The organism is Lascolabacillus sp. (genome assembly GCF_028696275.1).
In the GTDB taxonomy this organism is placed as follows: Bacteria; Bacteroidota; Bacteroidia; order Bacteroidales; family Dysgonomonadaceae; genus Proteiniphilum; species Proteiniphilum massiliensis.
In genome coordinates this window covers 1-16,939 of record NZ_JAQVHI010000030.1, presented here as the reverse complement: position 1 = coordinate 16,939, position 16,939 = coordinate 1, and the positions used below count along the sequence as shown (strand labels likewise).

At 41.6% G+C, this 16,939-nt stretch carries 10 protein-coding genes and 1 tRNA gene; 6 read left to right on the top strand and 5 right to left on the bottom strand.

Annotated features, from left to right (window positions below; translation table 11 throughout):
* The 3 genes from sov to PHO43_RS07780 form a co-directional block, all read right to left on the bottom strand.
* The coding region (sov, locus tag PHO43_RS07790; protein ID WP_288011810.1) for a T9SS outer membrane translocon Sov/SprA at positions 1-6,776 on the bottom strand (6,776 nt) is incomplete at its 3' end.
* Positions 6,777-7,022: 246 nt separating this feature from the next.
* Complete coding sequence (ruvA, locus tag PHO43_RS07785) at positions 7,023-7,613, bottom strand: Holliday junction branch migration protein RuvA (protein WP_053826683.1); 591 nt, start codon at positions 7,611-7,613, stop codon at positions 7,023-7,025.
* Between the two features lie 156 nt (positions 7,614-7,769).
* The gene (locus PHO43_RS07780) at positions 7,770-8,990 is read right to left on the bottom strand and encodes an L-serine ammonia-lyase (RefSeq protein ID WP_053826682.1); all 1,221 of its coding nucleotides are present in this window, start codon (positions 8,988-8,990) and stop codon (positions 7,770-7,772) included.
* A 139-nt stretch (positions 8,991-9,129) separates the two neighbouring features.
* Here PHO43_RS07780 and PHO43_RS07775 point away from each other — a divergent pair, with 139 nt between their 5' ends.
* The gene (locus PHO43_RS07775) at positions 9,130-9,864 is read left to right on the top strand and encodes an acyl-[acyl-carrier-protein] thioesterase (RefSeq protein WP_045089094.1); all 735 of its coding nucleotides are present in this window, start codon (positions 9,130-9,132) and stop codon (positions 9,862-9,864) included.
* Between the two features lie 115 nt (positions 9,865-9,979).
* Here PHO43_RS07775 and PHO43_RS07770 read toward each other — a convergent pair whose 3' ends face one another.
* Complete coding sequence (locus PHO43_RS07770) at positions 9,980-11,401, bottom strand: PhoH family protein (RefSeq protein ID WP_231623088.1); 1,422 nt, start codon at positions 11,399-11,401, stop codon at positions 9,980-9,982.
* Between the two features lie 382 nt (positions 11,402-11,783).
* Between PHO43_RS07770 and rbp the strand changes: the two genes are divergently transcribed.
* Complete coding sequence (gene rbp, locus PHO43_RS07765; protein ID WP_045089095.1) at positions 11,784-12,092, top strand: RNA-binding regulator; 309 nt, start codon at positions 11,784-11,786, stop codon at positions 12,090-12,092.
* A 188-nt stretch (positions 12,093-12,280) separates the two neighbouring features.
* Positions 12,281-12,976 carry a tRNA (adenosine(37)-N6)-threonylcarbamoyltransferase complex dimerization subunit type 1 TsaB gene (tsaB, locus tag PHO43_RS07760; protein WP_045089096.1) on the top strand — a complete coding sequence of 232 codons (696 nt, stop codon included), beginning with the start codon at positions 12,281-12,283 and terminating at the stop codon, positions 12,974-12,976.
* Positions 12,977-13,044: 68 nt separating this feature from the next.
* On the opposite strand, the gene pdxH is transcribed toward tsaB, so the two are convergent.
* A complete protein-coding gene (gene pdxH, locus PHO43_RS07755) occupies positions 13,045-13,683 on the bottom strand; it encodes a pyridoxamine 5'-phosphate oxidase (protein WP_045089097.1) in 639 nt (212 codons plus the stop codon).
* Positions 13,684-13,814: 131 nt separating this feature from the next.
* On the opposite strand from pdxH, the gene PHO43_RS07750 reads away from it, so the two are divergent.
* The 3 genes from PHO43_RS07750 (at position 13,815) to PHO43_RS07740 (ending at position 16,938) form a co-directional block, all read left to right on the top strand.
* The gene (locus PHO43_RS07750) at positions 13,815-14,468 is read left to right on the top strand and encodes an ABC transporter ATP-binding protein (RefSeq protein WP_045089098.1); all 654 of its coding nucleotides are present in this window, start codon (positions 13,815-13,817) and stop codon (positions 14,466-14,468) included.
* Between the two features lie 62 nt (positions 14,469-14,530).
* Complete coding sequence (dpp5, locus tag PHO43_RS07745; RefSeq protein ID WP_197272037.1) at positions 14,531-16,615, top strand: dipeptidyl-peptidase Dpp5; 2,085 nt, start codon at positions 14,531-14,533, stop codon at positions 16,613-16,615.
* A 249-nt stretch (positions 16,616-16,864) separates the two neighbouring features.
* Positions 16,865-16,938: transfer RNA gene (locus PHO43_RS07740), tRNA-Asp, on the top strand.
* Position 16,939: the final 1 nt, after the last annotated feature.

Genomic DNA, 16,939 nt, shown 5'->3' with positions numbered 1-16,939 from the left:
GGATATGAGTTGGAAGATACAGTCGGTCTATGCTGTATCCTCTCATAAAATGCCCTCAGAGTCATTGTTTTGCTTAAAGCATAATCCGCAGTTAAATAAATTGATGTAGATTTTAGTCCACTCGTTGCCTGAGTAAATCCATCCTCAAGCTTTCTGATAAGTGCCTTAGTCGATTTATGAGACAAATCCATCCTTGTAGTAAGATTTGCATACTTGTAACCCATACTAACTATGAAATCATTATCACTTGTTTCCACAACCCTGTTTGAAGCAATATTTAGATTTAGTGAACGGGTTTTATTCAGTCGGACTGACATATTAACATCGTTGTAAAGTACACTTTGTGCCTCTATCAATGGGTTGAAGCTCTCGATTATGCTGACTGCAGGAATATCGAAAGGTGTTGTAGCAATAAGCGCACCTGACGCAGGATCCCGGATATAGCCCAGATTGCTGTTTTTGTTATCAGTAACCGGTTTCCAGCTTAAGAAAGATGAGTATGACCCAACTCTGTATTGAGATACATAACGATGGTTGAGAGTGAGCGAATTAATCCTGTAACTGATATTCCAGTTGGGCAACAGAGTTAGTATATCGGGAAAAGCAGTCAATCCCGTTTTATCCGGGTTTCTGCCTGTGTATGCCGAAATAAATGCGGGTATCAGAACATCAGCAGAGTTGGATTTTATCACTGGGTTACCTTCAGGAAAAATATCCTGAAGGTTTAAATTGCGATATTGCCCATGAACTCTGGTTGCAATAATCTCCCTGTTTTGCATGAACTTATTGAAGGCTTGGGTACCATAATTGGATATAGCAACTGTTGACATAGCAAAACTTCCGCCACGGATAACAGGCATACCATCCACCATATATTGCAATTCTGTTCTCCGGTTATCCTCATATATCATATTCAAACTGATCAGTAGTCCTTTCACCGGCTCAATAACAGCCTCCATTCTCATATTACCGGTCTCATTAAAGAATGCCGGTGTGATGTTTTCCTCATTAATAACCAGAAGATCATTGTCAAGTGCACGTTTCACGAAGTCCATTCCACCATCCAAACCAAAAGCAAAGGCAATTCCCGGCTGTAGTACCCCTGAATTGCTGTGCTGACCAAATATATCACCTATAACAGGTTTATATCCGGGCAGATCTGTTCTCGTTTTATATCCAAGGTTAATGTTTATAGTCTTCAGAGGCGATTTCCGGTATAGCGTGGTGAAATTTAACACACTGTTCAAAGTCACCGAGAGATCATTCTGCAAGAAATTCCCTATCAGAGCATCCTCTATAAATGCACCCCTTTCCCACCTGTAGCGGGAGTTATAGGCAACGCTCGAATTAATCCAGTTGAGAAATGGAATATTTGCAAAGGGTAGGGTGTAGGTTATTTCGGACGACTGCTCATAATTAAGTGGTCTGCCCAGCTCTGTTATACTATGAATTACCGAATCCCTCCAGATCTCATAATCACTTCTGTTTATCTGTCTGTTCACCTGAAGGTATGGCTCCTCGATCTCTGCAAGTGTTCCAGAACGAAACGACAGGCGAAGGTTTCTGGTCATCTCCCATGTAAAGGCAAAATCCCTGTCCCAGAAGAAATTACTGCTGAATGTGAGGAACCTGTTTTGTCCATCATTGGGCGACTGCGTCAGATCTCTTAACTTTATCTCCTGATAGTTGCGATATAACATAGAAGATAACCTGAGAGAATTGGGTGCAAACCTGAAGTTTATCCAGTTGAAATATTTAGAGTCTGCAAATGGCTGCCATGGTTTAATAAGTGGAGAGTAACTGTATTCACCATTAAGACGCCAATCTTTTATTGTAGCAAATTCGGTATCTGGACTTTTTTGTCTGTTTACATTACTTGAATATCCAAACCTGAAATTAGCAGGGTCATATGGCATTGGCTTGCTGCTTTTAATATCAAAAAAGAGATTGTTCAAGCTCAGATTCTTGTTGATCCATGTAGTTAATGAGATGCTCTTGATGGAGTCGGTGAAGTTTTGATTGTCCGATAGTTTAAGCGACTCCGACAATAAAATATCTTTATTGAAAGGATCATACATTGGTGCTGATAGCTGATTGGTGAAAGAGTAGTATAGTGGAGCTGAGAGTTTTGCCTGTTTTGGCATAAAGCGTCCCAGTTGCAGGTTTAGAGCCAGACTAAATGATGTGAAATCATCATACCTCCGTTGCAGGATGCTCTGATCAATTGCCCCGAATCCTGCAGTCTCCTTTCTGCCTGAGATGTTGATATTTCCAATATCTGAAAGTGCCAGATTAACATTTGCCTGGGCAGCCCAACCACCTTTCTCGTCAAACTCACTAAGTCGCATCTCATTAACCCATACTTCGGCAGACTTCACTGCATCAGATCTGTTACGTATTCCGATCATCATGACCTTCACTTCTTCCAGTGATGGATTGCCGGCAATCGATACAGCATTGTATGGTTTTTCAGGATCAGGTTTTGTAAAGCGGCTGAATATGTCACTTATCAATCCCTCATGTTCTGCTTTGTTGCGCTCATTTTTCAAAGCAGTTAGCAAGTCCAGCGGAAAATTAAACATATTGGCAGCAGGCCATACTTTTTCCCTATCTTCCTCGTTATGTGTGCTGTACTGCCCTTCCGGAGTTATTTTCAGCGGAATCTCATACTCATAATAGTTATTCATATAATCCGAACCCAGACGGATAAAGATGGTAAGATCTTCATCTTCCAGATTGGGGTCTTCCTGAAGCCTGCTCGCATGAACAAACATCTGCAAACGTTTATATCGCCTCATATCATATGCACTGTTACGGTAAACCGATCTTGAGTCACCCGGTTCCAGATTGGTTATTTTTAGTGACATCGACTGCTCATTCTCTTGCCTTAGTTGTGGTTGCCCGGGATCGATAATTCTGTTTACCCCGGGAGGAAGAACATAATTTATAGGTGTGCGGCTACCATTCTCCTCAATGTTAACTGTTGATATGTCAATACTTCCTGCACCGGTGATATCACCTCCTGTAACCAGGTCACGGCGATAAGTACGCCAATCGCTTCTAACCAGTTCAAGTGTAGCAAATCTAAGGAAAACAGGCTCTTCAAAACCTGTAAGGAACATTCTCATGAAGCGGATATTATTGAAGCCGCGAATGTTGCCGATGACCGACTGATACTCTCTCACCGGTATCTTGAACTGATACCATGTTACTCTGCTATCCTTGCCATTGCGCAGTCTTACAGTTACTTCCCTGCTGTCAGATATGAAATTGCTTCCAACAACCATATCTTCCGGTCGCAGCGATATTTTATACTGATAGTATGACTCATGCTCGTTGAGCGTATTATCACCGTTAATATCTTCCACATCAGGTGTATTGCGTGAAGCCCCATAATGGCCATCCTCCTCTGCTGCAAGTGAATTGCCCTCTGTACCGTTGAAATATTTATATCGATCAAGGATAGATAGTTGAAGGCGGTCCGGTTCGCTTCCCCTGTAATGACGGAATTTGTCTCCCGAAGGGTCATTTAAAGGTGAATGAGGATCCTCTTCCATTCTTGCAATGGTTGCACCGGAGAGTCGCGGTTTCAACTCCTCGAGGTAGCGACTATAAGTAGGGTATATTTTCTCCTCCTCACTGCTCATCCCGTTTAGTCCAACATCCTGTATCTTCCTGGCGTCAGTTCCTTCAGAGTTGTCAAAAGCGTAAACTGTTGACTGTCTCTTAGGATATTTTCCCCAAACTGAATAGCCAACTTCAGTTGTATCTCCATCAAGTGGCAAACCGTTTTCGAAGAATTTCCTGCCATCTTTTAATACATCTTCCGAAATATCCCCCAGGTTAAAGTAGAGATCACCTCCACGTGAAACACCCAGTGAGTCGTTAACAAACGGATCCATCAGCCAGAACTCAATATACTCAATATTAGCAGCCTCAAAATCACGTATATCCATACGTCGTGTTATACCACCCCATCGACTGGCAGGGTTGAGCAATCTGCCCTCACTGTCCACCTCCGGGTCGAGATTATACGGACCTCTTTCATCCGGATAGTATGAGATGTTTAGCACTGGTATTGTTGTAGGCATACCATAATATGCATCTCTTTCAGGAAAGATTTCCCTCTCCAGTACCTCGCGTACCAGATGGTTGGAGAGCTGATCAGGGTCATTCTTTATATGAGAAGGCGTGAGATTCGAGTTGCGGCGTGTAAATATTCCATCAATGTAAAACCAAGCCAACTGAGCACGGTTCTTTCCATAATCGATGTTATTTGAAAGTGCCGCTTCGGGAAACAGGGCGTTGGGACTGTTGTTGTATGGCGTTGAGGCTAATGTCCATGTGTATGGCGAGTGTATATCTATTGCCTGTGCAGATGATTCAAAATCATCCAGATATGAATAAGCACCTGTGTATTTATTTTTGTAATGCCCTGGCAGCATCTGTGCGAACTCAAGTTTGGCAGTAATCTCAGATGGCACAGAAGCCTCCACAAAAGGGAGCATATCCAGGAGATTGGTAAGCATATATGACTGCTTGCGATATTCCAAATTAGCCCCCCATAATGTGTTTTTTGAAGCCTCATCACCAAAAGCGGTCTTTGCAATAATCGGTTTTTCATAATAGTGCATCAATGTTCCACCTACAGAAAGATTCTTACTGATGTCATACAGCAAATTAATGCCCATGAGGGTTTTTCTCTGAGTCTGCATTATGGGCTGATTCTCAATTGTCACACTGATGGGAGTACCTGAGTCAATCAGCTGTCTGTTGAGTATTGTAACCATCCCCATCATGTAATCAACACTATAATCCACACCCTCAGTCAGAACCACTCCTGCTGCAGTAGCTCTTACCGAACCTCTGGCAATATTCATTACATTGAGATTTATTTCGCTGCCTGATGATCCTCTGTACTCACCGCTCATGCGGAATTTGTTTCTTTCCGGTATCTGTCTCGCAACTGTAAGTGTTGAGTCATACAGCTCCTGAAAAACATATCTGTCAGCAACAGCATCATTGCCTATAATCTGTCTAAGATGAGAGCCAAATGGCTCAACAACAGGGAAGATGATATTTCCGTTTTCAGTGTCAACAGTATATCCATCAAGGAAATCAAATATGCCATCAGGATAGGGATCACCCCTTCCGTTAAGGCGATCGAGATTCATCAGACTTAGCAATTGCCAGTCACCAATCCCATTCTCCGGTAGATAGTTAAGATAGATGCCTGTCGAATCGCTTTGATAGGCGATATCCATCCTGAATCTCTCTTTCTGAATCTCATAAATTCCATACCCCAGCGAGTAGATATTTTTCATCATCAGATTCCATGTTGGTGAATATGGTGATAGAGAAACAGGCTTCAGGAGCTTAACAAAAACAGCTCCCGATGATTCAGTATCATTTGCAAATTCACCCACCTGATAAACATCGCCATTATAGCTGAACTCAAAAGCGACAGCAAGTACCTCATCATCCTGAAGTGGCATTTTCAGGGAGATATATCCAAGCTGAGGCTGATATCTGTACTCAGCAGAAGTAAGCATTCGTGCATTCTCTAGCTTCTCGTAATCGGTACCCTGTGTCATCATTGCAGGTAACACACTTGCAACATTGATGATATCACGTGCTCCATCGTAGACTGATGTCAGCTGACTATACAAGTTGTTTGCACCATTATGGGTAATTTCTACACTGCCCTGGCTAATCCACAGGGGGTTATGTATATTATCATGCTCACCCAGATCGGCAAATGCAACTATATCATGCACCTGCTCATAATTGCTGCGCCTGTTTGTTACCCATACTTCCATACGGGTTATTGAGACGCGCGACTGCACAAAGGGGAGCTTGCTCATCGCTTTATCATATGCTTCCCTGAAATAGTGACCAAGAAAGAAATGCTGATTGACAGCATACTCATCTGCCCTGAACTCAAAAGGTGTTGTGTTGACTCCCCCGCTTGAGGTAACAGTTTGTGATTCCGACTGCTGCTGCGAGAATATTGTATTTATATGGAGGTTACCAAACTGCAAATCACTCTTTATCCCAAAAAGTGCAGCACCACCATCAATCAGCGAGTTGGTGGTAGTCATACTCACATTACCCGCTTCAATATTCTTTATTATATCATCCTCATTTCCTGTGTAGGCAAGCTTTATCTTCTTGGAGTCCATATCAAAACCTGCCTCACTATCGTAATTTATATCAAAGTTGATCTTCTCACCAACCTTTGCATTCATGTTAATATCAATATCCTGATCAAAATCAAAGTATGTCCTTCTGCGAGCTCTTTGCGGGAGAGTAGGGTTGTTGATTATATTACGTTTAAACCCTGCACCCACCTGAATATATCCGTTGGTGGTAATCTGAAGTCCGCCGGGACCAAATACCGATTCCATCGGATCTCTTTTTTTCTTTCGCTGTGGCAACTGATAACGTTGAGGCGACTGAGAGGGGTTGTAAGTGAGTGAGTTGCGCTCTCTGAAGTAACTGGTCTGATTTTGTTGCTGATTATATCTTTTGTATTCATCAAAGGTCATATAAACCGGCTCAGATAGGAGGGTTGAACCAATTCTTTTCTCGAGGATATATCTTTGAGTCAGAAAGTCATACCTAATCGAGGTTTGTATATAGGGAGGGGTATGAAGTTTTTCAAGAGGATTTTGAAGCGAGTCGACTTCATTATTGTTTGACTCTGTTACTAATCTATCTGATGCTGTTAATGCATAAACCATCTTCTCCTGCAAAACCAGCAGGAGTATTAACATAGATATGTGAATAAACTTTTTCAGTGAGACAACAGCTAAACAGTTTTCTAATCTATTAGCGTATTACGTAAAACGCCAACTGTTTAATCTTTGTCTTCAGGATTGCTTTCCAACAACTGTTTTACTGATTTATAAACTCTTGAAGAGATTGACAACAACAGAAATGATTTATAATCTTAAAAAATTTACTGCATGGTCTCAATTTCTTCCCTTCAATTTCTTCTATTTTCAATCTCAGAAGATAGTCTATAATCTCTTTAACGCCTCTTTTATAATGGCCTCAACTGGCAATGAGGGATCCTCCTTAATGATTTTAGAAACCACTTTCTGAGATGCATTCTTAACGAACCCAAGCATAATGAGAGCAGAAATAGCAGCGTGACCGGTTTCAGTGAGATCATCCTTGGCGGATTGTACAACGTTCCCACTCTCATCGGTAAACTTGATCTTATCTTTTAGGTCGACTATAATTCTCTGTGCTGTTTTTGCTCCAATTCCTTTAACAGATTGCAATACAGCTGCATTTTCAGATGCTATCACATTCTCCAGCTCCTTTGAGCTTAGTGATGAAAGTATCACACGTGCTGTACTGGGTCCAACCCCCGAGACACTTATCAGCAGCATGAACAACTCCCTCTCATGCTTATTCATAAATCCGAAAAGTACATGTGCATCTTCTCTGATCGATTCATATACATATAACTTCGCTTCGGTCTTTCCATTCAATTCTCCATAAGTATTAAGCGAAATATTCATCTGGTAGCCTATTCCGCCACACTCCAGAGTTACAGATGCAGGAGTTATTTCTGCCACTTCTCCTTTGATATAGTCAATCATTTTAAATCAGTTGGTTTATTACGTAATACCACCCTTATAACGGTGGTTCCGGGAAAAAATTATAAAACTGCCCGCTAAATTACGATGATCAATATTTGTATATCTAAATAAATTCCTAAGTCAATTCAATCAGTTCAAATTCAGTATTCAAGATTATCAGTGCGAGAACTCATGCCCTTTGGCAAGTCCCCCTTCCCCCGTCTCCTTATAAAGAGAAGGCAGATCGTGACCAGTCTGTTTCATCACAGCAACCACACGATCAAATGAGACCCTGTGAATACCATCAGTGAAGGAAGAGTATAAATTGGCATCAAGAGCACGTGCAGCAGCATATGCATTACGTTCAATGCAAGGAATCTGAACCAGTCCGCACACCGGGTCACAAGTCATACCAAGATGATGCTCGAGTCCCATCTCCGCGGCATACTCAATCTGAGCAGGACTGCCTCCGAAGAGCTGACTTGCTGCTGCTGCCGCCATTGCGCAGGCAACGCCAACTTCACCCTGACAGCCTACCTCAGCTCCCGAAATTGATGCATTCTGTTTCACAATATTGCCAAACAACCCTGCAGTAGCCAGTGCCCTTAGCATCCTGTTTTCACTGAATCCTCTGCTCTGCTCAAGATGATAGAGTACTGCAGGCACCACACCGCACGATCCGCATGTAGGTGCAGTAACAATCTCACCTCCCGAAGCATTCTCCTCCGATACAGCAAGAGCATAAGCAAAAACCAATCCACGTGAGCGTAACGAATCTTTATATCCCTTCGCCTTGATGTGATAACTCACAGCTTTGCGGTGCAAACTAAGCGGTCCGGGCAGTAACCCTTCATTATCCAAACCTCTTATCACAGCCTCTTTCATAACTCTCCACACCTCTTTCAGATAGTCCCAGATATCTTTCCCCTCACAATCTTCAACATACTCCCAGTAGCTTTTGCCAGTCTTTTCACACCAGTTCATAATCTCCGACATGGTGGTCATAGGGTATATATCCTTTCCCTGGTTTTCAGTGAGACCGATTATTTTCTCTCCATCTGAGAGCGCACCGCCTCCCACGCTATATAGTGTGCGGGAATCAATAATCTTTTCATTTTCATCAAAAGCATCCAGTCTCAAGGCATTAGGGTGAAATGGAAGGAAAGTTTTTGGCAGCCACTCTATGGTTGTAGGTGCAACCGGTTCAAGAACATTAAGAAGTGCCTGATCTGTCAAGTGACCCTTTCCTGTGGCGGCCAGACTTCCATAAAGTGTAACATTAAACCTGGCAGCATGGGGGTGATCATCCAGAAAAAGTTCTGCTGCTTTCTTCGGACCCATAGTGTGACTGCTGGAAGGACCATTTCCTATTCTGTATAATTCTTTGATTGATTGCATATAAAGGCGATTTTTTCTGAAACTAAGGAGTTGTAAAGTATTAAGTTGAACTGATAACAAAGATAATCATTTTTAACGGATTATTTTTAACTTTGTAACAGACAACTTAGTGAATAATTGTCAGAAAAACAAATTATATATGGGTGCAAAGAAAATATATGTTTACGATATAGAACCTCAGGATATTGACTTCAGAAGAAAGGTTTCCCTGAAATCACTTACAAATTTCATACTTATTACTGCAGGTAAGAATGCTGATGAGAATGGCTTTGGTATAATGGATCTCCAGAAGGAGGATCTCACATGGGTATTATCGAGGCTGGTCATACAGATGGATCGCATACCCCACGAGGATGATACAATCTCTATCGAAACATGGATTGAGAAGATAGGTACAGCGTTTACCACCCGTAATTTCCGGATAAGTGATGCAGATGGGATAGTAATTGGTTATGCCGCAACCTCATGGGCCATTATGGATATGAAAACACGTCGTAGTATACCTCTTGATTCAATCCCTGCAATGAAAGAGTTTATTATTAATGAATCAACACCTATTGGCGATCCTGAACATCTGCCCGGGGTTGAGGGTGAGATAGTCAACAGTTTTACTGTGAGATACAGCAAGATTGATGTAAATAACCATGCTAACAGTCTATATTACGTACAGTGGATTTCAGACTGCTTCTCACTCGATTTCTATCGAGAGCACAGGATCCGACGATTCGATATCAACTTCCTGAAAGAGCTCACTATCGACGATAAGGGTAAGGTCCACCGCGAAGAGGTTGCTCCTGATGATTTTCGCTTTGAGATTGTTACTCGCGATAAAGGTATTGCCTGCAGGGCAAGGCTCCTCTTCGAAGAAGTCTGAAACTCGGACATCAAATCAAATTGCGTGAAATTCGCAGATCGGATCCCGATAGAATTGTCTGAGGGCTGCTATACAACCATTAAATCTATTAATGCAAAAGAGGAACGAGGCTAAATCAAAGCAGATTGCTCGCTAATTCAGATAATTCGCTACGTTCGCCTTTGACGAGATTAACATGTCCAAAAATGTTCTGACCTCTCATTTTATCAATCATATAAGCCAAACCATTCGACTGCATATCAAGATAAGGAGAATCAATCTGCTGCAGGTCGCCCGTAAACACCATCTTAGTGTTTTCACCTGCACGGGTAATAATCGTTTTCACCTCATGTGGTGTAAGGTTCTGTGCTTCATCAATTATGCAGAATGTTTCTGTCAGACTTCGTCCTCTGATAAAAGCAAGAGCCTCAATCTCCAGTCTACCTGTTTTCTGCAGCTCATCAATCAAACGGAGGTCGGGACTATTCTGCCCCAGCTGTGATTTTATCACATTCAGGTTATCAAAGAGTGGCTGCATATATGGAGCAACCTTCTGTTTTTCATCTCCCGGTAAATATCCGAGATCCCTGTTCGAAAGAGAAACTATTGGTCTTGCCAGAAGTATCTGACTGTATGTTTTGTTTTGTTTCAAGGCAGAAGCAAGCGCCAGTAAAGTTTTACCTGTACCCGCCTTACCTGTCAGACCTACCAGTTTGATATCCGGATCATTCAGAACCTCAAATGCGAATGTTTGTTCAGCGTTTCTTGGGTGAATACCAAAATTCACATCCTTCTCAACTTTCTTAATCTTTTGAGTGAATGGGTTATACCTTACAAGAACACTGTTTCTCTCGCTCTTAAGTATAAAACAGTGATTAGGGTTAAGCTGGAATTCGAAGTTAAACTCACTAACATCAACACCTCCCGGCTGTGCATAGATCCTGTCAATCATATCCGGATCAAAGCTCTCAACAACATGCTCACCTGTGTCAAAAATATTCACATCAGTAACCTTATCATTGATGTAGTCCTCAGCCAGGAAACCCAGTGAGCGAGCCTTCATTCTCAGGTTGATATCCTTTGAAACAAGTATCGTTTTCATTCCCGGGTTCTTCTCTGCAATCTCAGACAATACCGAGAGAATGCGGTTATCCGGTGATCTTTCAGGAAATGCATCAGTAATCTTCTTATTATCCTTCGATGCATTCACAATATATAGTTTTCCTTTACCTAAACCCAGCTCAGCGCCGCTGGTAAACAGATCATCGTCAGTTATAAGATCTAACTCCCTTACAAAAGCCCTTGCATTATAGTTGATCTGCTCGCTGCCTTTCTTGAATTTATCAAGCTCCTCAAGCACAATAAACGGGATATAAATATCATTCTCTTCGAAATTATTGATAGCTTCGAAGTCATGTAAAATCACATTTGTATCAAGTATAAAGTTTTTCTTTGGCCCTGTTATTTCTTTTTTAATTTTAGTTTTAGACTTTGTGGTGGTACTTTTTTTAGTGGTATTTTCTACCATAGTTGCGTTTTCACTTGCTTTTGTTGCCATGTTGTTTATTTTAATGTATTAGAAACAAAGCTCAGACTACAATTATTTAAAATTATAAATCATTTGCCTGAACATGATTACAAATATAACATTTAGAAAACAATTTCGCTGAATCAGGGTAAAACAAAATTTCATTTTTTACTCAATAACCCATCCATTTGGAAGTGTGATATTTACACCTATTTCTCCCTGATAGTAAAATAATTACGTTTTTTTTCTCAAAATGTTTTGTTACAATTAATTTATACCTATCTTTGTCGGGCAAAAGTATTTTTACAGCAGGTCGTTATTTTATTACTTCACACCAATGTAAGTTATTTCCTAACTCCTCTTTTTTAATAACTTCTGCAAAATTAATTATTCAAATTTTTATTTTTTTTACATGAACATTTTTGTAGCTGGCTTAAGTTATCAGATTACTGACGCCGATTTAAAAGAACTTTTTGAGGAATATGGTGAAGTGTCCTCAGCAAAAATTATTACCGACCGTGAAACACGCCGTTCTAAAGGATACGGTTTTGTTGAAATGTCTAACGAAGGTGATGGACAGCGTGCCATTGAAGAACTAAACGATGCAGAATACGACGGACGTACATTGTCTGTTTCAGTAGCTCGTCCACGTACTGAAAGACCAGCAGGTGGCGGTGGCAATCGTGGTGGTTACGGTAATCGCGACAGAAACAGGTATTAATCTTTATAGGTTTACGATTAAACTGCATTCCTCAGGGGTGCAGTTTTTTTGTGTCCTATTTTTTGTATCTTTACTGTTCAATTAGTAGCATTTACCAAAGATTTTTATTGTTTTAAATATTGTTTGCCGGTAACTATTGGTTGATTATCATACATATACATTCAAGTGTTTTATCAATTCAGAGCAGTATGCCAATTATACTTTCAATAGAAACAGCTACACCCGTTTGTTCCTGTACATTATCGCGCGACGGTGAAATATTACAAAACAGAGAGAGTCATACGGCACAGTCACATGCATCACTTCTTGGCGTCTTTGTCAATGAACATATGGAATATGCCAGGCAGAATAATTTAAAGATTGATGCAGTAGCGGTAAGCAGTGGTCCCGGTTCATATACCGGACTTCGCATCGGTGTCTCAGAAGCCAAAGGTCTGAGTTATGGTCTTGGTGTTCCGATGATTGCAATCCCCACCTCCAAGATAATGGCATCAATGATGAGAGATAAAGTAGAAGAGGGTACACTGCTTTGCCCTATGATAGATGCAAGGCGAATGGAGGTCTATGCCACATTCTATGACCAGTCGCTGAACGTAATCCGCGAAACATCAGCTGATATTATCGAAGCCGATACATATAATGACCTTTTGGATGAAAACAGGATCGCTTTCTTCGGCAATGGCTCATCTAAATGCAAGGAGCTGTCAACCCATCCCAATTCAATATTTATAGATAATGTAGATCCGCTGGCAACAGCAATGGTACCACTTGCCGAGCAGGCGTATGCTGCTGGAGATTTCGTTGACAGCGCCTATTTCGAACCATTTTACCTTAAAGAATTTGTGGCAACTACGCCAAAAAATAAAGTTATTAACGTTAAATAATAGGACTATTTATTCATTACCCGATCTGCGACGGTACCCATCGCAAGATTAGCTTTGAGGGCTAAAAACTAAGGTGCAAGCCGATGCATGGTCCAACCATCCTCTGTTTTATAGTAGACAATGCGATCATGCATACGGTTTGGTCGTCCCTGCCAGAACTCAATGCTTGTAGGTCTCACCAGATAACCTCCCCAGTGTGAGGGGCGGTGTACAGGCAGATCATCAAACTGATCTTCAATCTCCTCCTGAAGCTTCTCCAGCTCATCCCTGTCCTTAATTATTCTGCTTTGCGGAGATGCCCATGCTCCAATCTTTGCACTCTCAGGTCTTGAATTAAAATATTCATCAGAAGCCTCTTCAGATATTTTCTCCACCATTCCCTCTATACGTACCTGGCGTTCAATGTCATGCCAATCGAACAGTATAGCGGCAGAAGGATTTTGCTTCAATTCCTTACCTTTTCGGCTATTATAGTTTGTGAAAAACACGAACCCCTCATGGTTAAACTCTTTTAACAGCACAACACGTGCAGAAGGTTTTCCATCGGGCGTTGCCGTGGCAATTATCATGGCGTTCGGTTCTGAAAGCCCCGCATTTATTGCTGCATCCATCCATTGTTCAAACTCTTGAATAGGATCAGAGGCCATCTCATTTTCGTTGAGGCTTCCTGCAGCATATTCCTGACGCATTTGACGTAAATTACTCATCAGCAAACAACTTAATTAGTAACTGTAAAAAGTACAAATATAAACTACTATATGAGCTATTTGCAACTTTTTGGTCGTTAATAATGCGTAAAGACGCATATTTTGCTTATTTTCGTGGAAATTTGTTGTAAATGATTAAAGTAGAAAAGATTTTCAAAAGCTTTGGTGACCTCAAGGTGCTCAAAGGCATCGACCTTGAAGTTAAAAAGGGGGAGATAGTATCAATTGTTGGTCCCAGCGGTGCCGGCAAAACCACACTTCTTATGATAATGGGAACACTTGAAAAGGCTGACTCAGGCAAGATTTACATAGATGGCAATGAGCTTAGTAAGCTGAGTGAGAAGAGGTTGTCAGATTTCCGTAATAAGAATATAGGATTTGTATTTCAGTTTCATCAGCTACTTCCCGAATTTACAGCATTGGAGAACGTTATGATCCCTGCACTGATTGGTAATACCAGTTACCACGACGCCCAGAAAAGAGCCATGGAGCTGCTTGATATGATGCGATTGAGAGACAGGGCAGAGCACAAGCCTGCAGAGCTCTCCGGAGGTGAAAAACAGAGAGTGGCAGTTGCACGTGCATTAATCAACAATCCTGCAGTGGTGTTTGCCGATGAGCCATCGGGTAGTCTGGACTCCGATAACAAGGTGGAGTTGCATCGACTATTTTTCGAGCTGCGTAATAAACTCGATCAGACTTTCATCATTGTTACACACGATGAGCATCTGGCAAGCATAACCGACAGAACAATTCATATGATCGACGGTGAAATTATCGATTGATCAATATATCCGACTATTCAACAGGCAAATAAGATAAAAAGATGAAAGGTAAATTACTATTTATGTCAATAATTATAGGAGGGAGTCTGCTCTCATGCAACGGCACTCCTGAAGAAAGCAACAGAGCAAGAATGGATAAAAACGAGATTATCGGTCAGGCCAACCCTGTAATAGAGAACGGTATTATGACACCTGAAGTGCTTCACAGCTTTGGGAGAGTGGGCAGCTTCGAGGTATCACCCGATAAAACAAGTTTACTCTATCAGGTGACATATGTCAGCATTCCGCAAAACAAATCCAACTCAGAGCTTTTTATAATGAAAAGTGATGGATCAGAAAAGAGAAGACTCACTGTCACCAATATATCAGAAAGCAATCCTCATTGGATTAATAAAGGAAAGAAAATTGCATTCCTTGGAAGCGAAACAGGATCTTCCCAGATCTGGAGTATGAATCCTGACGGAGGAGGTATGACCAAACTTTCTGATGTAGATGGAGATATAGAAGGATTCAAATTTTCACCTGATGAAACAAAGGTCCTTTTTATAAAGAGTGTAAAAAGTGTTGATACTGCATCCGACAGGTATTCTGATCTTCAGAAAGCTTCGGGAAGGGTAGTAGACGATCTGATGTACAAGCACTGGGATCACTGGGTGGAATCAGTTCCTCATCCATTTGTGGCAGACGTTTCAGGAAATAAACTGACCAACATAAAAGATCTTCTGGAGGGTGAGCCGTACGAAGCACCACTGGCACCTTTTGGCGGTATTGAGCAATTGGCCTGGAGTCCCGACAGCAAGATAGTTGCATATACATCCAAGAAGAAAACAGGAAGAGAATATGCAGAATCTACCAACTCCGATATCTATTTTTATAATCTTGAGAGTGGTGAGGTAAAAAATATGACCGAAGGAATGATGGGTTATGATATTAACCCCACATTCTCGCCTGACGGAACCATGCTTGCTTGGCAGAGCATGGAGCGTGATGGTTATGAGGCTGATAAGAACCGACTGTTTGTTATGAATCTTGCCACAGGCGAGAAGACAGATCTTACTGAGAATTTCGATAATAACTGCGATACATATATCTGGGGTGAGGATAACAGCACTATTTATATGGTGTCGTCGGTTAACGGTACCTCACAGATTTACTCGGTAACCCTTGCCACAAAAGAGATTAAAGCGCTGACGGAAGGTAAGCACAACTATCTTTCAATAGCTTTGGGAGCTGATGGAATAATAGCATCACGTCAATCGATGTCACAGCCAACCGAGATTTATAGTGTAAACCTAAATACCGGTGAATCAACCAATATCACTGAGGAAAACAAACATATACTCGATCAGCTTCAGATGGGAGAGGTTGAGGAGCGCTGGATAGAAACCACCGATGGAAAGCAGATGCTCACATGGGTTGTTTATCCTCCTAATTTTGATCCTGCAAAGAAATACCCTGCACTGCTATATTGTCAGGGAGGACCGCAAAGCAGTCTCGATCAGTTCTGGTCATACCGCTGGAATATGCAGATGATGGCAGCAAACGGATATATTGTTGTCGCTCCAAACCGTCGCGGTGTACCCGGATTCGGCAGTGAATGGCTCGAGCAGATAAGTGGCGATTATGGTGGTCAGAATATGAAGGACTACTTCTCAGCAATTGATGCAGTTGCTGCTGAACCATTTGTTGATGAGAATAGATTGGGTGCCACAGGAGCCAGCTATGGAGGATTCTCAGTATATTGGCTTGCAGGCAATCACGACGGTCGCTTTAAAGCATTCTTCTCTCATGCAGGTATCTTCAATCTGGAAGCACAGTACCTCGAAACAGAAGAGATGTTCTTTGCCAACTGGGATATGGGCGGACCTTATTGGGATAAGAGTAATGCAGTAGTACAAAAAACATATGCCAACTCTCCACACCTATTCGTAGAGAAATGGGATACACCAATCATGATCTCTCACGGAGAGCTCGACTATCGTATTCTTGCATCACAGGGAATGATGGCCTTCAATGCCGCACAGATGCGCGATATCCCTTCACGAATGCTTATTTTCCCTGATGAGAACCACTGGATAGCAAAGCCACAGAACGGCATTCTATTCCAGAGAGAGTTCTTCAGATGGTTCGATCAGTGGTTGAAATAACAGCTGTTTATATCCTTAACCTCACCCTTCTATATCTACTGTTTTAGAAGGGTGAGGCAGGGTAAGAACAGTAATAATTTAAGAAACAGGTAAAATTAATACAGATTTTGCTTCAATCTTAAAAAAAATAATCTGAAATGTTTTGCAGTTCTGAAAATATACGTATCTTTGCACTCGCTAATGAGAGCTGCACTTACAGAGAATGGAGATTCTCAGTTATAAAGTAAGAAGTTCAATAGCAAAACCAATGGTGTGGTAGTTCAGTTGGTTAGAATACCTGCCTGTCACGCAGGGGGTCGCGGGTTCGAGTCCCGTCCATACCGC